This is a genomic window from Catenulispora rubra (assembly GCF_015356825.1).
Lineage (GTDB): Bacteria > Actinomycetota > Actinomycetes > Streptomycetales > Catenulisporaceae > Catenulispora > Catenulispora rubra.
In genome coordinates, this window is the sequence record NZ_JAACYW010000582.1 from 1 (window position 1) to 2097 (window position 2097).

Here is a 2097-nt window from a genome sequence, read left to right on the forward strand (position 1 = left end):
CCCCCGCCCCCCAGCAAGCGATCCAACCCCGCGAACACACGACCACGCGCCCCGGCTTCGAGACGGTAGTACACGTAGTAGCTGTGGCGCTCCGGCGCGATCCAGCCGGACTTGTGCAGCAGCTTGAGATGCTTCGACACCGCCGCCTCGGTGAGGCCGATCAGGCCGGCCAGTTCGCGCGTCGAGCGGGGGCGGCGGGCCAGGAGTTCGAGGATCTGTAGGCGGGTCGCGTCGCCAGCAGCGCGGAGCAGGCCCAGCAGGTCCTCGGCAGGGGCCGGTGCGCGGCCCTGGTGAGCCATGCCGGCCAGAGCGTAGGAGAGGACGACGGTCGTGGTCTCGCCGCGATCACGGTCGCGATCACGGTCACGATCACGATCACGATGCACGGCGACAGCGAGCTCCGGCCACATGAAGTGCGATGGCACGAGCAGCACGCGGTCGCCGTCGGCAAGGGTGACGTCGATGGGATCCGCAACACCGCGAGCGCCCGGCGGCCGGATCGTGACGCTCCCGTCGGACCCCGCAGTGATGTGGTCGGTCATGGCACCCAACATCGCCGCCGGTCCGAGCCGCGACAGGCTTCGGAAGCGGCGCGCGATCTCGTCGTGGAGGTGCGCCTCCAGGCTCGGCCAGTCGGCGGCGAGACAGACATCCCAATACGCGCCCAGGAAATCGGCGAAGCGCTCGCGCACACCATCCGGATCCGCAATCAGCTCCCTGAGAACCACCGCCGACGCGGCATGCCCCCCCTCAACCTGACCCAGCGCGCGCTCCCGCACCTCCGCATCAGCACAAAACCGCTCCCACGGCACCCGCCGCGCCCGGCCGCGATGCGCGAGCGCAGCGTGCACCATCGGCTCGGCGAAGTCCTCGACCGGCGCCTTGCGCAGCAGGTCGAGGTCGTCCGGCCACGCGTTCACCTCGCCCGGCGGCCAGATCCCGGGCAGCAGCAGCGGACGTTCGGCGAACCAGAACCGGAAGGCGTCCAGGTCGCCCTTCAGACGCGCGTCGAGCCGCGTGCGCATCTCCAGGACCCACGAGATGTGCAGCGGATGACGCTTCACGGCCGCCAGCACATGCAGGCTGCGCAGCGCCTCGGACCCCGGCGAGCTGCCGAACTCGAAACGGTCGGCGTCCTGCTGCCCCAAGACCAGCCGCACACTCATCGCGGCCTCCCTCCTGGCGGACCGATCAACTCTGCGGTTGATCGGTCGATCGGGTCTGATGCGCGCTTTTACGGTCGGCATCAGTATCCGCAAGAAGGGAACCGCTGTGACTTTGAACCGTCGATCATTTCTGAACGGGGCGCTGACCGCGTCGTCCGCCATCGTTGTTGCCGGATGTGGTGCGAGCTCGAACAAGCCCGCCGCCGAAACATCCGTCTCATCGGCCACTTCGTCGGCCACATCGCTGGCCACTTCGTCGGCCAAGTCGGCGCTCGACTGGCCCGCGCTCGGCGACCACCTCCGCCAGCAAGCCGCAGCCGGGCTGTTCTCCGGCGCAGTCCGCGTCGAGCAGAACGGACACGTGCTCCTCGACGCCGCCTTCGGTATGGCCGATCGCACCCGGCGCATCACCAACACGCCGACCACCAAGTTCTGCGCCGCCTCCATGGGCAAGATGTTCACGGCTGTGGCGATCGGCCAACTGGTCAGCGCCGGCAAGGTCGCTTTCGACGACACCGTCGGCAAGCACCTGCCGGGCTTCCCGTCGGCGATCGCCGATCATGTGACGGTGGCGCAGTTGCTGACCCACACCTCCGGCATGGGGGATGTGCTTCAGCACGCTGGCCCCACGCCGCCCCCGGACACCTTGGCCGGCCAGATCGCAGAGATCGCGAAAACCCCGCTGCTGTTCGCGCCCGGGAGCAGTTCCGCTTACAGCAACTCGGGATTCATCGTTCTTGGCGCGATGGTCCAGCAGGCCTCCGGCACCGATTACCCGAGCTACAACCACAAGTACGTCTTCACACCAGCCGGCATGTCCGACACCGACATCCGCGTCTACCGCCCCGCCGACGTCCCCGCCATGGCCCACGGCTACGAACTCGACGATGCCTCCGGACGCCCCGACCAGAGCCCGCCTCCAGCCCCAGCC

General features: G+C 68.7%; 2 protein-coding genes. One reads left to right on the top strand and one right to left on the bottom strand.

The window, feature by feature from the left end:
- The coding region (locus GWK61_RS54230; RefSeq protein WP_228564548.1) for an ArsR/SmtB family transcription factor at positions 1-1430 on the bottom strand (1430 nt) is incomplete at its 3' end.
- Between GWK61_RS54230 and GWK61_RS54235 the strand changes: the two genes are divergently transcribed.
- Positions 1411-2097 (top strand): serine hydrolase domain-containing protein (locus tag GWK61_RS54235; RefSeq protein WP_267254611.1); only part of this gene is annotated, 687 nt, incomplete at its 3' end. The genes GWK61_RS54230 and GWK61_RS54235 overlap by 20 nt on opposite strands.